The 20,257-nt window shown below is 44.1% G+C and carries 20 protein-coding genes; 11 read left to right on the plus strand and 9 right to left on the minus strand.

Annotated elements, in window-relative coordinates; genetic code table 11:
* Positions 1 to 29 precede the first annotated feature (29 nt).
* The 6 genes from gyrB to HMPREF9069_RS01080 form a co-directional block, all read right to left on the minus strand.
* Positions 30 to 1,991 carry a DNA topoisomerase (ATP-hydrolyzing) subunit B gene (gyrB, locus tag HMPREF9069_RS01055; protein ID WP_021625239.1) on the minus strand — a complete coding sequence of 654 codons (1,962 nt, stop codon included), beginning with the start codon at positions 1,989 to 1,991 and terminating at the stop codon, positions 30 to 32.
* A gap of 209 nt (positions 1,992 to 2,200) precedes the next feature.
* A complete protein-coding gene (locus HMPREF9069_RS08740; protein WP_021625240.1) occupies positions 2,201 to 2,740 on the minus strand; it encodes a hypothetical protein in 540 nt (179 codons plus the stop codon).
* Positions 2,724 to 3,836: a DNA replication/repair protein RecF gene (recF, locus tag HMPREF9069_RS01065; protein ID WP_021625241.1), complete on the minus strand. Its 1,113-nt coding sequence runs from the start codon at positions 3,834 to 3,836 to the stop codon at positions 2,724 to 2,726. The genes HMPREF9069_RS08740 and recF overlap by 17 nt, the downstream gene beginning before the upstream one ends.
* A 9-nt stretch (positions 3,837 to 3,845) precedes the next feature.
* The gene (gene dnaN / locus HMPREF9069_RS01070) at positions 3,846 to 4,943 is read right to left on the minus strand and encodes a DNA polymerase III subunit beta (RefSeq protein WP_021625242.1); all 1,098 of its coding nucleotides are present in this window, start codon (positions 4,941 to 4,943) and stop codon (positions 3,846 to 3,848) included.
* 240 nt (positions 4,944 to 5,183) lie between these two features.
* Positions 5,184 to 6,677, minus strand: a complete 1,494-nt coding sequence (locus HMPREF9069_RS01075) for a DnaA ATPase domain-containing protein (RefSeq protein WP_021625245.1) — start codon at positions 6,675 to 6,677, stop codon at positions 5,184 to 5,186.
* A 64-nt stretch (positions 6,678 to 6,741) separates the two neighbouring features.
* A complete protein-coding gene (locus tag HMPREF9069_RS01080) occupies positions 6,742 to 7,617 on the minus strand; it encodes an ATP-binding protein (protein ID WP_035437920.1) in 876 nt (291 codons plus the stop codon).
* Positions 7,618 to 7,969: 352 nt separating this feature from the next.
* Here HMPREF9069_RS01080 and rpmH point away from each other — a divergent pair, with 352 nt between their 5' ends.
* From rpmH to HMPREF9069_RS01120, 9 genes are all read left to right on the plus strand, one after another.
* On the plus strand, positions 7,970 to 8,104 hold the full coding sequence (rpmH, locus tag HMPREF9069_RS01085) for a 50S ribosomal protein L34 (RefSeq protein WP_021625248.1): 135 nt from the start codon (positions 7,970 to 7,972) through the stop codon (positions 8,102 to 8,104).
* 6 nt (positions 8,105 to 8,110) lie between these two features.
* Complete coding sequence (gene rnpA / locus HMPREF9069_RS01090) at positions 8,111 to 8,431, plus strand: ribonuclease P protein component (protein ID WP_021625249.1); 321 nt, start codon at positions 8,111 to 8,113, stop codon at positions 8,429 to 8,431.
* Between the two features lie 10 nt (positions 8,432 to 8,441).
* Entirely contained in the window at positions 8,442 to 8,654 is a 213-nt protein-coding gene (yidD, locus tag HMPREF9069_RS08960) for a membrane protein insertion efficiency factor YidD (RefSeq protein WP_198009682.1), read from the plus strand.
* Positions 8,655 to 8,672: 18 nt separating this feature from the next.
* Positions 8,673 to 9,440 carry a YidC/Oxa1 family membrane protein insertase gene (locus tag HMPREF9069_RS01095; protein WP_035437922.1) on the plus strand — a complete coding sequence of 256 codons (768 nt, stop codon included), beginning with the start codon at positions 8,673 to 8,675 and terminating at the stop codon, positions 9,438 to 9,440.
* An 83-nt stretch (positions 9,441 to 9,523) separates the two neighbouring features.
* Entirely contained in the window at positions 9,524 to 10,087 is a 564-nt protein-coding gene (locus tag HMPREF9069_RS01100) for a Jag family protein (RefSeq protein WP_021625252.1), read from the plus strand.
* Positions 10,088 to 10,232: 145 nt separating this feature from the next.
* Entirely contained in the window at positions 10,233 to 10,973 is a 741-nt protein-coding gene (rsmG, locus tag HMPREF9069_RS01105) for a 16S rRNA (guanine(527)-N(7))-methyltransferase RsmG (protein WP_035437924.1), read from the plus strand.
* 124 nt (positions 10,974 to 11,097) lie between these two features.
* Entirely contained in the window at positions 11,098 to 11,898 is an 801-nt protein-coding gene (locus HMPREF9069_RS01110) for a ParA family protein (RefSeq protein WP_021625254.1), read from the plus strand.
* Entirely contained in the window at positions 11,891 to 12,772 is an 882-nt protein-coding gene (locus HMPREF9069_RS01115) for a ParB/RepB/Spo0J family partition protein (RefSeq protein WP_035437926.1), read from the plus strand. The genes HMPREF9069_RS01110 and HMPREF9069_RS01115 overlap by 8 nt, the downstream gene beginning before the upstream one ends.
* Positions 12,759 to 13,001 (plus strand): hypothetical protein, encoded by a 243-nt coding sequence (locus tag HMPREF9069_RS01120; RefSeq protein ID WP_021625256.1) that lies wholly within the window; start codon positions 12,759 to 12,761, stop codon positions 12,999 to 13,001. The genes HMPREF9069_RS01115 and HMPREF9069_RS01120 overlap by 14 nt, the downstream gene beginning before the upstream one ends.
* Before the next feature lie 53 nt (positions 13,002 to 13,054).
* Here HMPREF9069_RS01120 and rlmN read toward each other — a convergent pair whose 3' ends face one another.
* Positions 13,055 to 14,095 (minus strand): dual-specificity RNA methyltransferase RlmN, encoded by a 1,041-nt coding sequence (gene rlmN / locus HMPREF9069_RS01125; protein WP_021625257.1) that lies wholly within the window; start codon positions 14,093 to 14,095, stop codon positions 13,055 to 13,057.
* 146 nt (positions 14,096 to 14,241) lie between these two features.
* Between rlmN and HMPREF9069_RS01130 the strand changes: the two genes are divergently transcribed.
* Positions 14,242 to 15,225: a D-alanine--D-alanine ligase family protein gene (locus HMPREF9069_RS01130; RefSeq protein WP_021625258.1), complete on the plus strand. Its 984-nt coding sequence runs from the start codon at positions 14,242 to 14,244 to the stop codon at positions 15,223 to 15,225.
* Positions 15,226 to 15,264: 39 nt separating this feature from the next.
* Positions 15,265 to 18,198: a helicase C-terminal domain-containing protein gene (locus tag HMPREF9069_RS01135; RefSeq protein ID WP_021625259.1), complete on the plus strand. Its 2,934-nt coding sequence runs from the start codon at positions 15,265 to 15,267 to the stop codon at positions 18,196 to 18,198.
* Here the strand turns inward: HMPREF9069_RS01135 and HMPREF9069_RS01140 are convergent.
* Together HMPREF9069_RS01140 and HMPREF9069_RS01145 are read right to left on the minus strand one after the other, a co-directional pair.
* The gene (locus HMPREF9069_RS01140) at positions 18,195 to 19,139 is read right to left on the minus strand and encodes a helix-turn-helix transcriptional regulator (RefSeq protein WP_021625260.1); all 945 of its coding nucleotides are present in this window, start codon (positions 19,137 to 19,139) and stop codon (positions 18,195 to 18,197) included. The genes HMPREF9069_RS01135 and HMPREF9069_RS01140 overlap by 4 nt on opposite strands.
* Positions 19,139 to 20,134 (minus strand): helix-turn-helix transcriptional regulator, encoded by a 996-nt coding sequence (locus HMPREF9069_RS01145; protein ID WP_021625261.1) that lies wholly within the window; start codon positions 20,132 to 20,134, stop codon positions 19,139 to 19,141. Before HMPREF9069_RS01145 ends, HMPREF9069_RS01140 begins: the two co-directional genes overlap by 1 nt.
* Positions 20,135 to 20,257: the final 123 nt, after the last annotated feature.

The raw sequence follows: 20,257 nt of genomic DNA on the forward strand, positions 1-20,257 counted from the left end.
GGTGTGTGGTTCTATCAACTAGTCGTGCATTAGATGTCGAGGAACCTTACATCCTTTGCATGCGTCTGGATAAAGTCCTTACGCTTTTCTACTTGGGTACCCATAAGCTCGGCAACTGCACGCTCGGCTGCCATACCATCTTCGATAGTTACCTTCAGCAAAATGCGATTTTTAGGATCCATAGTGGTTATCCAAAGCTGCTCAGGGTCCATCTCACCTAAGCCCTTGTAGCGCTGAACAGTATATCTACTGGCATCCTCAAACTTACTTGCTTCAAGTGCTAATTCTTCATCCGTATAAATATACTTGCCGTGCTTTTTACCCTTAGGTTTAAGCTGATAGAGCGGCGGCTGAGCAACATAGATATAGCCCGCATCAATCATAGGTCGCATAAAGCGGTAGAAGAAAGTTAGCAGCAAAATACGAATATGTGCACCGTCAACATCAGCGTCCGTCATGATGACAATCTTATGATAGCGCGCCTTCGAAATATCAAACTCAGGGGGTACGCCCGTACCAATTGCAGTAATCAAAGACTGAATTGTCTCGGAACTTAAGGCACGATGCTCTTGTACACGCTCTACATTCAAAATTTTTCCGCGCAAAGGAAGAACCGCTTGAATGGAACGGTCACGCGCAGATTTGGCGGAACCACCTGCAGAATCGCCCTCGACAATAAAAAGTTCTGTCATTTCAGCATCACGCACTGAACAGTCAGCAAGTTTACCTGGCAGGCTTGCGCTTTCAAGCAGACCTTTGCGGCGTGTTGCCTGGCGTGCCTTTTGAGCGGCCATTCGACCCTTAGCAGCTGAATTGGCTTTTTTAAAGATCTCTTTTGCTTGATTTGGATGTTCTTCAAGATACTCAGCCATGCCTTGAGAAACTACTCTGTTGGTCAAGGTGCGCATGTAAGAACTACCAAGCTTTGCCTTGGTTTGGCCTTCAAATTGCGGATCGGGAAGCTTTACCGAAATAATAGCGGTCAAGCCTTCCCGAAGGTCGTTACCTTGAAGGTTGGGATCCTTCTCTTTAAGTAGCTTATGAGAGCGTGCATAGTCATTCACTACCTTTGTGAGAGCAGTTCTAAAGCCCTCAAGGTGCATACCACCCTCTTCAGTAAAAATGTCATTTGCAAAACTCATCACGTGCTCGGAATAGCCTTGATTCCACTGAATCGCAACTTCTACCTCGCCTTTTTGACTAAAAGGAGCATCTGGGTCAGATTTACCCTCGATATAAATAGGGGTTGCACATCTCTCAAGCACTTTTTGCTCGTTATTAAGGTACTTAACAAAGTCTACGATACCGCCGGCATAGCAAAACTCCTCAACACGCGGAGTTAATTCACGCTCATCTACCAAAACGATCTTGAGATTTTTATTCAAGAATGCAGTTTCTTGGAGACGGTCATGCAGGGTATCAAAGTTATACGTTGTAGTCTCAAAAATCATGTCGTCAGGCCAAAACGTAATAGTAGTACCTGTGGCCTTAGACTTACCTATTTTTTCCATCTTTTTGGTGGTCTTACCACGAGCAAATTCCATCTCAAAAATGCCACCATCGCGCTTAACCTGCGCAACAAGACGCTTAGAAAGTGCGTTAACAACAGAAATACCTACACCATGCAGACCACCGGAAACTTTGTAGGCATTGTTATCAAATTTGCCACCCGCATGCAGAATGGTCAAAACAACCTCGAGGGTTGGCATACGTTTTTTGGGATGATTGGCAACAGGAATACCACGACCATTATCTTCAACCGAAATTGAATTATCGGGATGAATGGTAACTTTAATTTTGTTACAAAAACCAGCCATTGCCTCGTCTACAGAGTTATCGACAATCTCCCAAACGAGATGGTGAAGACCAGCTGCACTTGTCGTACCAATATACATACCAGGACGCTTGCGAACAGCTTCAAGACCTTCAAGAATTTTGATGTCTGTTGCTTCGTAATTGTTGGTGGTATCGTTTTTCTTGTTCGTGGGCACAAATCCCCCTTCCAGGGTCGAAACATCCCTTTTATATTACTCCATTAATTTATGGTTTCTTCCAGGCTGGAAAGAAAATCCACTTATTTCTACCTTTAAATACTTCTTTTAGGCACTCAGATGCTCAATACTGCCATGTTTTTATTTTGTAAGGGTAAAAGGTCATAAATTGGCAGTAACTGCCCTAAATCTAGCCAGTAGCTATACCTTTATGCCCTATTTTTTATCAGGAAAGCAAGCATTGCTTGTTGCACTTGCTCTTTCAGATCAAGAGGAACTTCAGATGTCACTTCATCTACGTATGCAAGCTCAGACGGACTAGGTTCCACAGCTGATCTAGCGTTATGCACACCCTTATTCTCTCGAGAAGAATCCATTTCCGCCGAACTTCTTCCTGCCACTCTTGAAAGACGAAAATCTATATGAGAGAGTTCAAGACCCCAATTAGCGAGACGTGCAAGATAGAGTTCAGCATTGGTCTTGAAATCCGCAAGCAGAACATTTGAGTCGACATAAACTACGAGTCGTGGTGCACAAGCATGAGCGCGGGGTGGGGCCAAAAATACTGCTTTTGTGTGTGCACGTTCACGGTCGCCATTTGCTTCATGCCAAGCCTGAGCTGCTCTCTTCAACTGACTTGCGCGAGAAAATGCACTCACACCCAATACTTGCTCAAGCAGATGACTGACCTCAGTAGGCTGAAACCGTGGATCTTCAAGACGAGCATATTCTTCATAGTTGGGGTTCAAAATGAATAACCTCCGCTCGCTCAAGCAACTCGTCGTTAAAATATCCCAAGTTTGTCGTAGTTACCACCGTTTGAATATCTTTTTGGACAAAGTTAACCACTGCTAGACGACGTTTTTCATCAAGTTCACTCATCACATCATCAAGAAGCAAAAGAGGTGTCGATCCAACAATCTCTTTTGCCACTTCCACTTCAGCCATTTTCCAAGCAAGCACTACTGAACGCTGTTGTCCTTGTGATCCAAAGTTACGTGCAGAGCGTCCATTTATCTCAAACAAGACATCATCACGATGAGGACCAATAAGTGTCTGCTGACGACGAAGATCATCCGCTCGTGATTGTTGAAGCGCAAGAGTGAGCTTATCTACTAATTCATTTCGAGTGAGTTTTCCCAGTTCCAAGTCGTCATCATCTTTTTGGGAAAGTGAAGAAATATAGTAGCAGCTCAGTTTTTCTCCATCAGAGATCTGCTCATAGATGGGAATCATCTTGTTTGTAAGACGCTGAAACATACGCAGTCGTGCGTCAAGAAGTGCCGCGCCACCAAGGGCAAGCGAAGCATCCCAAGCGTCTAATAGTGAAAAATCAGGATAAGTATCTTTAAGAAGGCGATTTCTCTGCTCAACTGTACGTTGATAGGCACTAAATAAATTGGCATACCCTACCGCTGCCTGCTTACCAAAATCATCTAATTCATCGCGACGTAATCGAGCAGAACCTTTTACCAAAGACAAATCATCCGGATTAAAAAGAATAGACATTAAAGAGCGGGGCATATCCCCCGCTTTACATGCTTTGTTGTTAGTAAAAAAACTCCGCCTATTTCCTTTGACCTGACACACCACATCGATAAAACGTCCATCACCTGTAAGCTCTGCAACAATTTGTGCACTATCCATATCTTGTTTAATTAATTGTGCAGGCGTAGGCTTACGAAAAGAAAAACCTGCGGTAAGCAGTTGTAACGCCTCGATAGTATTGGTCTTTCCTACGGCATTCGGCCCCACAAGAACCGTTACCCTAGGAGAAAAAATAAGCTCCTTTTCTTTAAAACTGCGCCAATCTTGCAGTTTTAACTTATGTACCTTGAGTCCCACGCGTATCCCTTAGAGTCTGACAGGCATCAAGAGATAGAGATAGTTAATAGCGCCATAACTCTTAAAGACTCCTGGGCGCATAGAACCTTCCAGCTCCAAAGACAATGCATCATCATCACCTACAGCACTCACACAATCAGAAATAAAGCGATGATTCAAAGCAATAGCAACATTTTCACCCTCAGCTTCAACATTGAGCGTCTCATGAGCTTCACCCTGATCAGGTGCAGATGCAGTCAGCTGCAATATACCAGCAACAACATCTACATCAAAGCGAACAGAAGGATTAGTAGTAGCAACAACTGATACCCTTCGAAGAGCTGCGTTTAAGCTCTGAGTTGAAAGTTGAAGTTTGGTTGTGCAAGATGACGAAAGTAACTGCTTATAGTTGGGGAAATTACCTTCAATTCTGCGAGAAATAAAGGTAGTTGTACCAAAGACAAAAACTACTTGATTTTCAGTAGTACCAATCATTAACTTGTCAGTCATTGAGGGCAAACTTAATACTTCATGGAAGGTAGTTCCAGGAACGATAGCTGAAAACTCTTCTTCTCCTGTTTCAACGTGAGTATCACAAACCGCCAAACGGTATGAGTCAGTAGCTACCAAACGAATAGTGTTGTTATCAACTGTCAGTTGAATACCTTGTAAGATTGCGCGAGAAGTATCTTTTGAAGCCACGCGATACACCTTGTTGACCATTTGTCCCAAAGTATCACTGGGTAATTCAAGAGATTTCTGCAACTCAAATTCGGGAAATTCGGGAAAATCTGCAGGTTCAAGCGCATGAAGATTAAAACTCGAACGATTACAACTAATAGTCAAACCATGAGGGGTTGCATCAAAATTAACCGCTGCATCGGGAAGATTTTTCACAATGTTCGTGAGCATCTTACCCGAAACAACTGTTTCTCCTGGTTCCTCGACATTAGCTGGAATCTTATGACGAATCGAAATAGTGAGATCTGTTGTCTGAAGAGTTAAGGTACCTTCTTCAGCTTTGAGATAAATACCCAAAAGTACAGGGAGAGTTGAATTTGTCGCTAAACCCTTTGAGACTACTGAGAGAGCTACATCCAATGCAGACTGACTGACCGAAAACCTCATATCAAACCTCCCACGCTTGAGTACCTATATATATCTATATAAATAAGAACTAATAGAATTAGTAATGCCTGTAGAAAAGTAGAAAAACTTATAAATCACCAGTACAAAGCTATTCTTTTTTAGTTGTGACTCATAACAATCTTTCAACATCATCAACAGAAAAATACTTTGAACCCAAAGTGAGCAATTCTTTCTACTTCTTCAAACCTTTCTTCAACGTAGTTTTCTACAAAACTGCTTTTACGCCTTGTCGCTAATATCATTTTGGAGCGAGTCAACACGGTCATGAAAAAGGCGATCTTTAGCTTTTATATCTTCAACCCATGCTATGGAGTGCTTGACAGTTGCATGAGTACGATTGCCGAATTTTTTGCCAATATCTGCAAGTGTGTTGTCTGTCATCTCCCTTGTGAGCCAAATAGCAACATGACGTGGTTCCATCAACTCTTTATTTCGCTTTGAACCAACTAAATCCTCGTGAGAAATATCGTAATAGCTTTCTACAGCTTTTTGAATGTGACTTACCGTGACAATTTTTTGACCTGTAGGCCACTTTTGTTGAGAAGCACGAATAACATCTTCACGGCTTAGCGCTCCCCCACGACTCTCTTTTTGATGAGCAAGCATTAAAAGTGACTGTACAAAACCTTTAATCAGTCGAATAGACGTACCGGCACGGTCAGCCATTAAACGACGAAGGTCTTCAGAGATTGTCCCATCCATACCCCGAATATGCTCTTCTGACGCATCAGAGCGCATACTCTCATAGAAAGCGTTAACGAGGTTTAGCTTGAGCTCATAATCAGGTACCTGGATAGATACTGTGACACCTGAATCCATACGGCTTGTGTCACGCTCGTCAAACTTACTTTCGCCCATACCTAGTTGTGAGGGACTACGATCAGCTGCTAATACGATTTGTTTACCGTGGCTTACCAGTGCATTAAAGGTTTCAAAGAAAAACCTGATAGTACCTGCAGCAGTCTGCATATTTTGAATGTCATCAATGATAAGCACATCGACGTCTTGATAACTACGTGCCAAAGCAGATCGAGGGGGCGCAGAAGGATCGTTCATTGAGGTGCGGTAATCTTCCACAAACTGCGATGCCGAGCGATAAACGCACAGTCGTGTGGAATCGTTGGCAGCAATATAATTTTGGATCGCGCGGAGTAAGTGAGTTTTTCCTAAGCCACTTTTTCCGTAAATAAAAAGCGGGTTATAACTCTTATTGATGCCATTTGCGACTTGTTTTGCCGCTTCAAAGGCCAAAATATTTTCTTCACCAGCTACAAAACGATCAAAAGTGAGTTTTGAATCGGTTTCAGGTATGTCCTCCGCCAAAAAATTACTCGGGCGAGAGTTTTTCTTTGGTACATCTGGAACATATTCTGGCTGGCTTGGGGTGATAGGAAGAGGGGCTGGTTCCGGCTGAGATTGAGGAAGATTAATAGCTGAGTTTTGATGAGGGTTATTACGACCCAGACGTACATCGAGTGTCATGGGTTGAAAAGCAGCAGCACTTAAGCATTCTTCAATTAGTGGTTGTTCACGCTCGATTTTGCGACGCGCAAAAGAAAGCTCAGTTTCGATGATAAGTGAGTCTTCAGTGAGGTCTGCTGGGGTGCAACTGCGTAGCATAGCAAGAGTGGCTGCATTCATATCACGCTCCTCTAGAAGCGTGATGACATCAGCCCATAATGCCTCAGCATCAGTCATTTTTTCCTCAGTCATGAGTCCCCTGTCTTAAAAAATGTTGAAAAGTACCGCTAGTATAGGCTAAAAAAGATGACTAACCCTAATAATTGTTGAGAAGTCGGTGAGCTGCTTCAGTTAATAGTCGTTTTTGGCCACCTCGCTGTTTATAAGTCAAACCACTTTCATCAAGGGTTTGTAGTTCGCGCGACCAGGTAGAGACTGAACGACCATAGGCGTTTACCAAATCGGTAGGACCTACACTTTCATGGTTTTTAAGATATGCCAAGATGAGTTGTCCTCGATCCGAGATACGAGGACGAGGGGATGCAATATCTGGTACATCATCCGGGACGTACGTTTGCGCATAGCTAGGACTTATCGGTGCTGGGCGAACTTGTGGGCGAGAAAGATCTTCTTTGCTGATAGCTGTACCCATGGAAATGGTAACTATAGTGCCACGGCCCATATTGTCTTCTATAAGAAGAGAACCACCTTTATCCAAGAGATATTGTTGAACATAAGGCAAACCAGAACCAACGCCACGAATATATTTTTTCATCTCATCGGTAGCAGATGTGGTGCCGTATTCCATGGCCCGTTCTTTTTCCTTGATGCCAGGACCTTGATCAGAAAAACGAATAGTATTACCACCAGGCAAAATAGAGATTGCAGGTTCAATGAAGTAGGCATGAATAAGGTTTTCAACAACTTCACGAATAACCATAAACGGAATACTGCCACCTTGTTGATGAGAAAGCTGCGTCACTTCCTTTGTTATCTCTTCAAGATAGGCACGTACATCTGCAGGTTCAACAATAACTACGCGTGGTGCTGCGGCTGCATCGTCATATACTGCTATCCGTGCAGGAAAATGCACTTCAGAGGCGTTTAATACAACTTTTTCTTCAAGGTTTTGTTGGGATAGATTCGCAGGAGACTCCACGTTCTCCACGAATGGGTAGAACGCGTGTGACATGTGCTCTCCAATCCTCATATGGCAACAATCAACATTTTTTCTTCCATGGTTGAAAAGTTTCATTCAAGAAAAAATACGAAAGAAAGTTTTCATCAATTAAGAAACACTGTTGATAACCTCTTGTAATAAAAGAAATAATTGCTGAAAAATCATATCATTTTGTAGAGGTTTTTTCACCTTTTTGCACGTTTTTGGAACTTTTTTTGCAATATCAGAAAGAAACTTTTCTTAAAAAGAAATACTTAATGCAAGGAGAGCTTGTGGTTCGTTTGACACACGTGCAGGTAGACCCTACAATTTGAAAGCTCATTTAGCTTTGTCGATTTGGCCGCTTGGCCCTGGAAGGAACATCATGAAGCGTACGTATCAGCCCAACAAGCGCAAGCGCGCCAAGACTCACGGTTTTCGTGCTCGTATGGCTACCAAGGGTGGTCGTGCTGTACTAGCTCGTCGTCGTCTCAAGGGACGTAAGAAGCTCACTGTCTAATTACTGATGGATACCATCAAATCCAAGCAGGAATTTAGTACGGTGTTTTCTTCAGGTTGTCGTTATAACGGCAGACTTGTGAGAATTGCCGTCTTGAAGGGAGATGAAGGCGACCCATCTAAGGTCGCCTTTGTTGCAGCAAAACGGCTAGGAACTGCTGTTCATCGCAATAGATGCAAACGTGTATTACGAGAAGCAGCAAGGCTTTGTGGCTTGCCTCGAGCAGGCGCCAGAGTAATTTTATTTGCTACTGACGCTACTGCAGATTCTCATCCTGCAGATATATCTCACGAGCTCACGGGGCTACTCCGCAAGTCTGGAATATAGGGGATATCCCATGATGAAAAGAGCATTTCTCTTTATCATTGGATTTTATAGGCGTTTTATTTCTCCCCTTCTTCCAGATGCATGCATATATAGCCCTACCTGTTCTGAATATGCGATGGTTGCTATTGAGCGTTATGGAGTCCTAAAAGGCGGATGGCTTGCCCTGCGGCGTATTCTTCGTTGTAACCCCTTTCATAAAGGTGGATTCGATCCTGTGCCCTAAGCGATGCTCGGAGGAAATATGTGGGATTGGTTCGTTAGTTTTTTGTACCAAATCTTGGACTCACTTGCCGGACTTACTGGTGACTGGGGTATTGCAGTAATCGTATTAACGGTCATCATCCGTATTATTTTGGTGCCATTGATGACTAAATCGACTGCATCTTCTGCAAAGATGCAAGCTCTCCAGCCGCTCATGAAGGATATTCAGGAGCGCTATGCCGATGATCCTGAACGTCAGGCAAAAGAAATGCAGAAGTTTTATGCCGACAACAAGTTTAATCCGCTTGGAGGTTGTCTGCCTATTCTTCTGCAGATGCCTGTATTTTTTGCTTTATTTACTGTGGCGAAGCAGGTACCCAAGACAGCTCACTTCTTAAGTATTTTGCCGTCACTTTCTGCGTCTGCAGCTTCTATGTTGGCGTCGGGTGGCTCTGCTGCTGCGGCTGTCTATATCTTCCTTGTACTTCTCTTTGGCGTATTAACGCTTGTTCCTATGTTGATGAATGCGGGTAATACTCCCGAAGAACAACGCAATCAGATGATTATCATGGGAGTTGTTATGGCACTCATGATGGTTTGGGTTGGTTGGGGTCTGCCTGCAGCAGTTATTTTGTACTACGACACGTCTGCTATTTGGCAGGTTGTCCAGCAGAAACTAGTGATGCAACGAGTAATGGATCAAGTCAAAGCAGAAACCCAAGCAAAACTTGAAGCCCAAGGTGTCCAAAATAATATCTCGGTTGTTAGGCGAGAATATAAGCCTCGTCAGCATAAAAAATCTAAGTAGTTTGCTTTATATCTGTTGTCATTATTAGGTGTAGATTGCTGTTAGTCCAGGTATTTTATCCTGGGTTTTTGCAGGAGGATTCAATGGAAGAAGAACTTGTGCAGAGCTCAGATACTGTTGATCAGTATGCAAGTCTTAAAGAGCATTATGAAAGTGGTGTCGCTCTGACTGAATCCGAGCTGGATACTATTGCCGATATCTCAGTTGCCTATGTGCGTAGTCTTCTTTCTTTCTTTGGTGAAGACCATATTACCATCGACGAATATGAAGGTGATGAAGGCGAGCTGATTTTAGATGTCAGTGGCGGAGATTTAGCAGTATTGATTGGACGTCATGGTAGGACGCTCGAATCTTTACAATCTCTGCTTACCGCATATCTCAGCAATGTTTTACATTTTCATTACCCTGTAGTTGTTGATATTGAGGGTTATAAGTCTCGCCGTCGTGCAAAGCTGCAATCTCTTGCTCATAATGCTGCCGCCCGTGCTAAGCGGCAGCATGGACGTGCTTCTCTGCCTCCTATGTCTGCGTATGAGCGTCGTATCATACATCTCGCACTTGCTGCAGATCCTGAGGTTGCTACTCACTCTGAGGGCGATGACTTTGATCGCCACGTAGTTGTTACCTATGTAAAGAATGGAATATAAGCCCAGTACTTTATATAAAGGTAATGAGACCCTTCTTCTGGAAGGGTCTTTTTTTATGGCACAATATTTTTGTTTATGAAATAAATCGATGTTGTGACAATAATCCTTGCTACACAGATTTTTGTCATGAGATATGAGGTTTGAGATGACAGAACAAGATATTCACATGCTTATACAAGAAGCACAACAGTATGGTGTGCAGCTGAGTAATGAGAAGGCAAAGAAGCTTTTAAAACATCTTGAATTGGTTATTGAGAAAAATCAGTTTATAAATCTTACACGTATAGTGGACTGGCAGGATGGTATTGATAAACATGTTTTGGATTCTTTAACTCCCCTAACCATTCTTCAAGATTTGGGTTTAACTGAAAAGTCTCATTGTTTGGATATTGGTACAGGAGCTGGTTTTCCTGGTATTCCTCTCTCAATCTGTTCTGAAGCTCAGTTTACTCTCATTGATTCCACTGAAAAAAAAATCAAAGAAGTACAGTACTTTATTGATAGACTTGAACTTGATAATTGTTCTGCTCAGGCAGTGCGTGCTGAAGAATTGGCTAAAAAACAGTCACAAAAATTTGATTTTATTTTAGCTCGAGCGGTATCTCAGATGAGTACACTCATTGAATATGCTTCGCCTCTACTTTCTCAATCTAGCTATCTTGTTGTTATGAAAGCTGTGCCCACTGACGAGGAATTTAATATTTCACTCTACGCAGCTGATGTATGTGGAATGACCTATGTTTCACGTGAAACACTTGAACTTCCTCACAACGCAGGCACTCGTAGTATTTTTGTCTATCAAAAAACAGGAAAAGCAAAGATAAAAATGCCAAGAAATGTGGGAGTTGCTCAACATCATCCCTTATGTCCTAAGGAGAAAAAGTAAACGTTTCACGTGAAACAATCAAACAAAAAAGCTCATGCTTCTATTACTATAGTGAGTGGAAATATGTTTCACGTGAAACAGTATTACTTTAAACGAGCACTAAATACAGATTAAAGGAGGAATAGTGCCTTTTAAAGATGTAAAAAGAGCGTTTCCTGATAGAGATGCCAAAGTTCTAGCAATCATTAACCAAAAAGGTGGTGTTGGAAAATCCACTACTGCCGTTAATTTAGCAGCATCTCTTGGGGAACAAGGAAAAAAAGTATTACTTCTCGATCTAGATCCTCAAGGAAACACAACAAGTGGCTATGGTATTGAAAAAGATGACCTTACAGAAGATATCTATGATGCACTTCTGCAAGATTTTCCTATTGATAAACTCGTACTAGATACCGTCGAACCAAAAGTATTTCTCATTCCCTCAACCATTCAACTTGCTGGTGCTGAAATCGAACTTGTTTCGGCTATTGCACGTGAATCCATTCTTAAAACGATTCTTTCAGAGATAAAAGACGAATTTGACTATGTATTCATCGATTGTCCTCCATCACTTGGCTTGTTAACTATTAATGCATTAGTTGCATCGGATTCTTTGCTCATACCTATTCAGTGTGAGTTTTACGCACTTGAAGGTGTTACTAAACTTCTTGAGTCTATGAAAATGGTAAAAAGTCGTCTCAATCCTGATCTCGATGTTTTTGGTGTTGTGATGACTATGTACGATCGTCGGACAACCCTTTCAAATCAAGTAGTTGAAGAGGTACGTAAATATTTTGGGAATAAGGTATTTAAAACCATTATTCCGAGAAACGTTAAACTCTCTGAAGCTCCTAGCCATGGACTTCCAGTATCTATGTACGCTCATTTGAGCACTGGTTCCCTTGCATATTCAAAATTGGCACGAGAGGTGGTGCGTCGTGGCTAGAAAGTCAGGACTTGGTAGAGGCTTAGAGTCACTTATGGGAGAAGCAAATGCGGAAGTTGGTACGATTCCAACAACTGAGCTCTCATTGAAAGATATAAAGCCTAATAAGAATCAGCCAAGAAAGAACTTTGATGAATCTGCATTACAAGAACTTGCGGATTCGATTGAAAAAAATGGTATTCTTCAGCCACTTTTAGTACGTAAAAAAGGAAATTACTACGAGATTGTTGCTGGTGAGCGCCGTTATCAGGCTGCAAAACGCATAGGTCTTAAAAACTTACCTGTAGTTATCCGTGAGATTAGCGATGATGAGGTTTTTAAATTAGCCCTCATTGAAAATTTGCAACGCTCTGATCTAAATCCTATGGAGGAAGCACAGGGGTATCGAAAACTCATAGATAGAGATGGATTAACGCAAGAGGAATTGGGACAGATCCTCTCGAAGTCGCGCTCTGCAATTGCTAACACACTACGTCTTTTGGATTTACCAAAAGAAGTACAAGACATGATGGCAGAAGGGTCATTAACTGCAGGTCATGCTCGTGCAATTCTTGCTGTACCCAATGAAGATGGTAGGATTAGGCTTGCTGAAAAAGTTATAAAAGATAATTTGACGGTTCGCCAGACAGAAAGACTTGCTCCGCTCTTTTCTGGCAATACAGAGACAAACGTTGTGCACCGCCAACTAACACCCCAATCTTTTAAACGTGCTGCACGACAGCTACGGTTGGCACTTGATACGAGTGTCAAAGTAAAGCGTGTCCGTAATAAAAATAAAATCGAGATAGAGTTTTCTTCTGAGGATGATTTAGCACGCATTGTTGAGCAATTGAGTCGCAGTGCCATGGTGGGTGAGAATCATGAAGAAAGTTAAGTTGAGAATCTGGACCTTAGCTATTCTTGGAGTATCTAGCTTTGCTGCCTATCAATTGCTATTAACACCTGAAGCAAAATTGCAAGCAAAAAAAACCGTCAAAACGATAGTTGATAGCTTTGCGAACATAAAAAATTCAATAGAAGAACGACAGGGAATTGTTGTCGAGGAGTCTTATCCTGAAAATATAAAAAGAACCCAAGCTCAATGGGAAAAGCTAGGGTTCTAACAACAGAACATATGTTTGTATAGATGGCCTATAGAGTTTCTTTCTATAGGCTATTATTTATCGTAATTTTGGCGTAGCTGTCCACACGCTGCATCAATATCAGCACCTCTGGAATTGCGGATAGTTGCTTCGACGCCAACTTTGTTGAGGGCACGGACAAATTCTTGAGCGCGAGCCTCAGACACAGGAGAAAAACGAGATCCTTTAACCGCATTAAGCTGGATAATATTGACATGTGCGAGATTGTCACGACAAAAATCGCAAAGTGCCCCTAACTCGCCATCATTATCGTTAATACCCTTAATAAGAGCGTACTCATAAGTAGGACGGCGACCAGTACGGTCAACATACTCACCTATAGCATCATAGAGACGCAGAAGTGAGTAACGCTTCACCCCAGGCATCAACATATTGCGGGTGCTCTGGACTGCAGAGTGTAGGGAAACTGCCAAAGTAAACTGCTCAGGCTCTTTTGAAAACCTGATAATATTAGGAATGATTCCGCAGGTAGATACCGTTAAATGGCGCGCTCCTATACCGGCACCATCAGGGGAGTTAAGCTTGCGCAAAGCAGCGAGGGTTGCGTCGTAGTTTGCAAATGGTTCACCCTGACCCATCATGACTACACTGGTGACGCGGCGGCCAAAATCGTCGCGAACATGCATTACCTGCTCATAAATCTCAGATGAGCTAAGGGAGCGCGTAAGGCCTGCTGCTCCTGTTGCACAAAAAGCACAACCCATGCCACAGCCCGCCTGTGTAGAAGCACAAACAGTAAGACGACCGCGAGAAGGCATGCCCACACACTCGACGGAGACCCCATCAGGGAAGCGAAGTAGATATTTGCGACTACCATCACCTGAAAGCTGACGCGCTACAACAGAAACGCCGCCAAGTGTGCAACTCTCTTTCAGTGCTTCGCGTAAAGATTTGGGTAGATTAGTCATTTCATCAAAATCATGAGCGTTTTTCTCCCAAATCCACTCCTCGATTTGCTTTACTCGAAAAGAAGGTTGGCCTAGATCTACAAGTAATTCCTGCAACTCACTATGACTTAGGGAACGAATATTCGTCTTGGTTATGGGGTCTTGCATGTTTTCTTGCCTCACAGCTTCGCTTGGCGCCGGTCGCTGGCTTGACAGGAGTATGCTCTAAGACTAACTGCCCGTCCGCAGCGCTTGCGTACGATGGCAGTCTAATGCAAGCTGGGCAGCGTGAGGGTATATGAGGAGCTATCTTCATGGATAAGAGAGATGTTTTGGATAGTCGAGTAGCAGTTCTTGCTGGTGGCTGGTCAGACGAACGAGAGATTTCTCTGGATTCGGGTCGTGCCTGTGCAAAAGCTTTACAGCAGGCAGGTTTTGCCCGTGTTGAATTGTTGGATGTCGCCGAAGATGGATTTGTAGAGCGCCTATCACGCGGTGGTTTTGACGTTGCGTTCATCGCTATGCATGGTCATTTTGGCGAGGATGGATGTATTCAGGGACTGCTAGAGATTCTTCATATGCCGTATACCTTCTCAGGTGTTCTTGCATCTGCAGTAGGTACCGAAAAAGATATGGCAAAAGACGTATACCGTTCAGCCCATATTCCTTGTCCCGAAGGTGTCACGCTTGCACACAAACTCATTCCTACAGAAGAACAGCTTAATCAGCTGGTAGAAAAACTAGGTTTGCCGCTTTTTGTCAAACCAGCTGCCAATGGTTCGAGCTATGGCATTACTCGTGTTACCGCTGCAAATCAGCTTGCTGCAGCCATTGAGATTGCTGGCAAACAAGGTGATCGTGTGTTGGTTGAGCAATGCATTGAGGGTATAGAGATCACCGTGCCTGTTATTGGTAACACACAAGCTCGTGCACTGCCCGTAGTCGAAATCGTAACAGGTGCTGAATTTTATGATCTCAAAGTTAAATATGAGCCATCCTCAATGCACCATGTGATTCCTGCTCGTCTTGAGGCGGCTGTCTATGCACGCGCTCAAGAGTTGGCTGTTGCTGCTCATAAAGCGCTTGGTTGTCTGGGTGCATCACGCAGTGACTTTATTGTGCGTGCAGACGGTACCCCGGTCATCCTTGAGACCAATACCATTCCTGGTATGACCGAGACTAGTCTGCTGCCTGATTCCGCACGTCATGGCGGAATCGAATTCCCTGATTTGTGCCGCTATTTTATTGAATTGGCCTTTGAGGCACATACTGATATGACAAGCAGTAAGCAAGAGTAAGCAAGATACCAAAAACTTGTAAAAGAGCTGGAGCATAGTGTGTCAAAACCCCACGAAGAGCTTGTGCGAGACCTGTTAACTCCAGGCACTCCCGAGCGTATCGCGCAGAAATATCTTAGCCTTGAACAGCGTGCCAAAGAGACAAGTTTTGGTCTGCTTGAAAAGGATATGGTTGTACTCGATACCGAGACAACGGGGCTGTCTTTTCGCGATTGCGAGCTCATTCAGATTTCTGCGGCGCGTATTTCGGGGCGTGAGATAGTAGAGCGTTTTGATACCTTTGTGCATCCCAAAAAGCCAATTCCTCCCGAGATTGTAAAGCTTACGCACATCACGGCTGCTGATGTCGCTGATGCACCGAATGCAAAGCAAGCAGTGGCAGAGTTAGTGCGCTTTGTTGCGGGACAGCCTGTTTTGGCACATAACGCTGTTTTTGACCGAACTTTTATTGAGAAGGTTCAAGGCGGCTATCAGGTAAGTAATAACTGGATTGATACGCTTGCGTTGTCAAGAATCGCACTGCCACGTCTCAAGTCGCATCGTTTACAAGAAATGGCACAAGCCTTTGGTTGTGATGCGGTGACGCATAGGGCAACCGACGATGTTGACGCTCTTTGTGGACTTTGGCGTATTTTACTTTTGGCACTTTGTGATTTACCAAAGGGTTTATTAGCTCTTTTGGCAGATATGCATGAAGAGGTTGATTGGCAATATCGACCGATATTAAGACATCTATCTCTTGAGCAGGAGCAATCCTCTTTTCACCTTAAAACTGCACGCATGGATTTGCTTGATAGTGAGTATATACAGCCACATGAAGATGCTGCAGAGCTGCTTGAGCTGCACCCGCTTGATGGGGGAGAGATAGAGGATGCCTTTTCCAAAGGTGGCGTTGTGCCACGGATGTATGATGCTTATGAGCAGCGCCCCGAGCAAATAGTTATGGCAAAAGAGCTGGCAGAAGCTCTGTCAAGTTCTACTCATCGCGCTATTGAGGCTGGTACAGGCGTTGGTAAGTCTATTGCCTATCTCTTGCCTGAAGTGCTTTTTGCACAGCGCAACAATATCAGCATGGGTGTTGCTACCAAAACAAATGCCCTTACCGACCAGCTGGTTTCTCACGAACTGCCAGCACTTGCAAAGTCTCTGCCCAACGGTTTGAGCTACACCAGCCTTAAAGGTTATGAACACTATCCTTGTTTGTTGTGCCTTGACCGCGCCACAATGGGCGATTTGCCAGTAGATGCAGTTGCTCAAACTAACAAATCTACGCAGACAACCGCTTCAGAGATGCTGACAGCGCTTGCAGTGACATATAGCTACTCTTGTCAATCTCCTGAAGGAGATTTGGATTCTCTGGGTGTACGTTGGCGTTTTGTTCCTAGACAAATGCTCACAACGAGCTCATCCCGTTGTTTACGCAATCGCTGCCCTTACTATCCCAATGAGTGTTTTGTTTTTGGTGCTCGTCGTCGTGCTGCAGCGGCAGATATTGTGGTGACCAACCATTCACTGCTGTTGCGTGACGTAGAGGCAGAAGGACATATTTTGCCGCCCATTCGCCATTGGGTCATTGACGAGGCACATGGTTTTGAAGATGAGGCTCGTAAGCAGTGGGCAAAAGAAGCCTCTTACGAGGAATTACGTACTTCTTTTGAATTGTTGGGCAGCTCACGCACAGGAGTTATCAAAGCTTTATTGGCTGAAGCAGGACAAAGCGAAGACCCCACCTTGTCTATTCGCCTGCTTACAAAACTGGCAGCCACCGCATCTCGCTCTGCAGTAGCGGTGTCTGCACTTTTTGAGGCGGTTGGCACTCTTAGTCGTTCGGGAAATTCTACCGAAAGTATGTATGAGCGCACGAGTGTTTGGATTGATGAAAAGTTACGCGCGGGTAGGCTTTGGAAGGAGATTGATGCTACTGGCACAATAGCCATTGATGCACTTGATGAATGTACGCGTGCAGCAAAAGCAGTCGTAGATGTACTCACGGCATCCAATATCAAGGCAGGAGCTGAGCTTGCAGAGGCAGTGCGCTTTGTGCCCGAGCTGCTTGAAACGCTAAAGCTCATTTTGGCAGGGACTAATACCAATTATGTCTATTCAGCCGATCTGCCTAGCCGTAGACGCGATGCAGGAACCGAGCGTCTACGTGCAGAAAAGCTTGATATCGGTGCAGATTTAGCGGAGAGATGGCTTCCCGAGATGAACTCAGTGAGCTTTACTTCTGCAACAATGACCGTTGGCTCTTCTTTTGAGCATTTTGATTGTTCAGTAGGGTTTGATCGTATTCCCAAAACTGCCCATCGCGATGTTCAAATGAACTCAAGTTTTGATTTTGATCGCAACATGGCTGTTGTGGTAGCACAAGACATGCCTGCACCAAACGAGCTTGGCTATATTGATTATCTATGCGACCTGCTTTTTGATGTTCATATAGCTATGGGTGGTTCGACACTAACGCTCTTTACCAATCGTCGCGATATGGAGGCGACCTTTGACAAACTCAAGCCCCGTTTAGCGATTGAAGGTTTGGATTTGCGTTGTCAAGAACGAGGAGCTTCAACCAGGCTTTTACGAGATAGTTTCCTTGCCAATAAACAGCAGTCGTTGCTTGCCCTCAGGTCATTTTGGGAGGGTTTTGATGCGGCTGGAGATACTTTGCGTTGTGTTGTTATCCCTAAATTACCTTTTGCCAACCCCCGAGATCCTTTAGTGCAAGAGCGCGACCTTCGAGAAGAGCGCAGCTGGTGGCGACACTCTCTACCCGAAGCAGTGTTGACAGTTAAACAAGCCGCAGGACGACTGATACGCACAAAGAGTGATACAGGGGTATTGGTATTAGCGGATTCGCGTCTTGTGAGTAAGCGGTATGGCAAGCAGTTTATAAACTCTCTGCCTTCTCATAATGTGCAACGACTTTCAACCAACAACGTAGGGCGCTTCATTGAAACATGGTGCAAAACTCATTAGGACTTCTGAGTTTTTGCTTGCGCAAGCAGTTCTTTGGCACAATGTCTAATCGCAGCAATGAGCTGGGCATCATCGGTCTCAACATGCTTTCCGCAAGCAAGGAGCCTTCGAGGAAGCCAATTTGAATTTTGATACCAAGGAATACTCGCTCTTATGCGTGACCCGCGACGAGACTTAATCTTGAGTCCTGGCCATGTGAATAGATTGAGGCAGTTTTGGTCGTTAAAGACTAGTTCAACCTGTTGCGGTGTAGTCGTAGGAATAATTTCTTTGTCCCAGCTACCTTCAGTAGTGACAGGCATACTCATTCGGTCAACTCTAAACGAGCGTTTAGCTGCTTTATCTAAGTCAAAAGCATCGAGATACCAACGTTCTTGGTTGTAACGCAAAGCAAGAGGACCAACGTGGCGAGTACTCAGCATAGTGGTAGAACCACTTACTGCTTGGTAGTCAAATTCCAAAGCAACTTGAGCAACAATGGCTTCGGAGATGGCATCCAGACGTTTAGAAAGATCTTCTTTAATGTGGGTTGTTGTATGAGTACTGCTTGTTTGGGCAATCTCTTGAGGGTAGTAAGCCTTAGTAATTTCTCTGCGTATAAAATCTTGGCCACTAAGTCCAATAAGTTCAAAAGCAGTATCTAACGCCTGTGCCTCTTGATTAGTTAGACGCAAAGGGCGACCATGGACCGCACCAGAGAGAGGACTAAAAAGCTCAACATCTCCTGTCTTGGCGCTGACAAGGGGAAGTATTGTTTGGGAGTCCTCTCCACCAGCTTGCATGAGCAGCTCAAGGAGCGTTTGGGCTTGTGCAATTGATAGTCCCAAGCGTGAAGCAACTACCTGAGCATTGAGACAATCACCATGTTTTGTGAGTGCTCCTGCAAGTGTTACGAGCGAGCGCGTTTGTTCCAAGGCACCTTGGTGTTGAACAGAAGCCATTATATGAGCGCCTCCTCAAGCAGTGCTTTCCAGCAGCACACGAGTTCGGAGGGCTGCTGGGGAATAAAGCCTTCGGCTATGCTCCAGCACGCTGCAGCCTCAAGGTCAGCTGCTTCTACAGTCCACACAAGACCCCGTTCAGTTGAGGTATAGGTCCCGTAGTTTTGAGCAGCGCGCATCGCCTCTTCTCCCGCAGCAGGTCCAAGGAGCAATTGGATCTCAAAGCTTTTGTTGCCAATTTGGAAGGGGAGTTTACGCCATTGAGCTGCATTAAAGTTGCGCGGGATGTCATACGTTTTATTACGTAACTCACGAACCTTTAAAAAGCGATCATCCCGGAATGTATGTGGTTCTGTAGTTATTGGCGTTAGGTCTTCATCGAGGTCAGCAGCTACAAAGTAGATATGACCCCGCAAGCCAAATTCGCCATAGATAGCAAGAAGTCGTTCACTTTTTTCACCCAGAGCTGATACATATTGCACCTGAACTGGATGATGTTGAGTTGCGGCATGCAAAAGTATATTGAGCTGCCTGTTTTGCTTGGTGGTAGTAAGAGAAAAACGAGCCGCAGAAACTTTCGAATAATCCGAATCTATCTTTGTTAACGCATATCTCAGATCGTCGCTGTAAGGAAATGTTGAATCATTGGCGAGTTGTGACAAAGTCAAATCAAGTGCCAATAGTTCATCAGGATCCAAGCTGACTTCTGTTGCAAATGAAGTTTCATCTGCAACCCACCAACCCTTTTTGGCCTCGTGGAGTAGTAGTCCACACGTCAGCAAACGCTTACGATCTCTATGAAACTGCCGCCTAAAACTTTCAGCAGTGAGGGTAGGGTAATACTCTTTTTGTACATAAGCAGAGCTGAGGGGAGCTGACGCATTGGAAAAGGCAAGAACAAGCGAGAGTAGACGCCGCGCAAGCTCATCGTCTGCACTTAGTGCATACGAGGTGTTCTGCTCGTCCTGCTTTTGAGTATCATCGACTTCCTTCATGGGCGTACCTCCTCTCACACAAGCACCCTACCATGAGTAGAAAAGCAAATTTGTCAGAGACGTAGAAAAGCTATTTTGCTGTTTCTTTAGGGCATTTATTCCCGTCGCTAACATTTGTCAAAC

The organism is Atopobium sp. oral taxon 810 str. F0209 (genome assembly GCF_000466405.1).
Taxonomy (GTDB): domain Bacteria; phylum Actinomycetota; class Coriobacteriia; order Coriobacteriales; family Atopobiaceae; genus Olegusella.

Coding starts and splice junctions, on each gene's coding strand:
- HMPREF9069_RS01120 (WP_021625256.1), top strand. CDS start 12,759: ATGAAGAAAGTTAAGTTGAGAATCTGGACCTTAGCTATTCTTGGAGTA.
- HMPREF9069_RS01095 (WP_035437922.1), top strand. CDS start 8,673: ATGTGGGATTGGTTCGTTAGTTTTTTGTACCAAATCTTGGACTCACTT.
- rlmN (WP_021625257.1), bottom strand. CDS start 14,095: ATGCAAGACCCCATAACCAAGACGAATATTCGTTCCCTAAGTCATAGT.
- yidD (WP_198009682.1), top strand. CDS start 8,442: ATGATGAAAAGAGCATTTCTCTTTATCATTGGATTTTATAGGCGTTTT.
- HMPREF9069_RS01075 (WP_021625245.1), bottom strand. CDS start 6,677: ATGACTGAGGAAAAAATGACTGATGCTGAGGCATTATGGGCTGATGTC.
- rsmG (WP_035437924.1), top strand. CDS start 10,233: ATGACAGAACAAGATATTCACATGCTTATACAAGAAGCACAACAGTAT.
- HMPREF9069_RS01145 (WP_021625261.1), bottom strand. CDS start 20,134: ATGAAGGAAGTCGATGATACTCAAAAGCAGGACGAGCAGAACACCTCG.
- HMPREF9069_RS01100 (WP_021625252.1), top strand. CDS start 9,524: ATGGAAGAAGAACTTGTGCAGAGCTCAGATACTGTTGATCAGTATGCA.
- dnaN (WP_021625242.1), bottom strand. CDS start 4,943: ATGAGGTTTTCGGTCAGTCAGTCTGCATTGGATGTAGCTCTCTCAGTA.
- HMPREF9069_RS01080 (WP_035437920.1), bottom strand. CDS start 7,617: ATGTCACACGCGTTCTACCCATTCGTGGAGAACGTGGAGTCTCCTGCG.
- HMPREF9069_RS01130 (WP_021625258.1), top strand. CDS start 14,242: ATGGATAAGAGAGATGTTTTGGATAGTCGAGTAGCAGTTCTTGCTGGT.
- rnpA (WP_021625249.1), top strand. CDS start 8,111: ATGGATACCATCAAATCCAAGCAGGAATTTAGTACGGTGTTTTCTTCA.
- rpmH (WP_021625248.1), top strand. CDS start 7,970: ATGAAGCGTACGTATCAGCCCAACAAGCGCAAGCGCGCCAAGACTCAC.
- HMPREF9069_RS01140 (WP_021625260.1), bottom strand. CDS start 19,139: ATGGCTTCTGTTCAACACCAAGGTGCCTTGGAACAAACGCGCTCGCTC.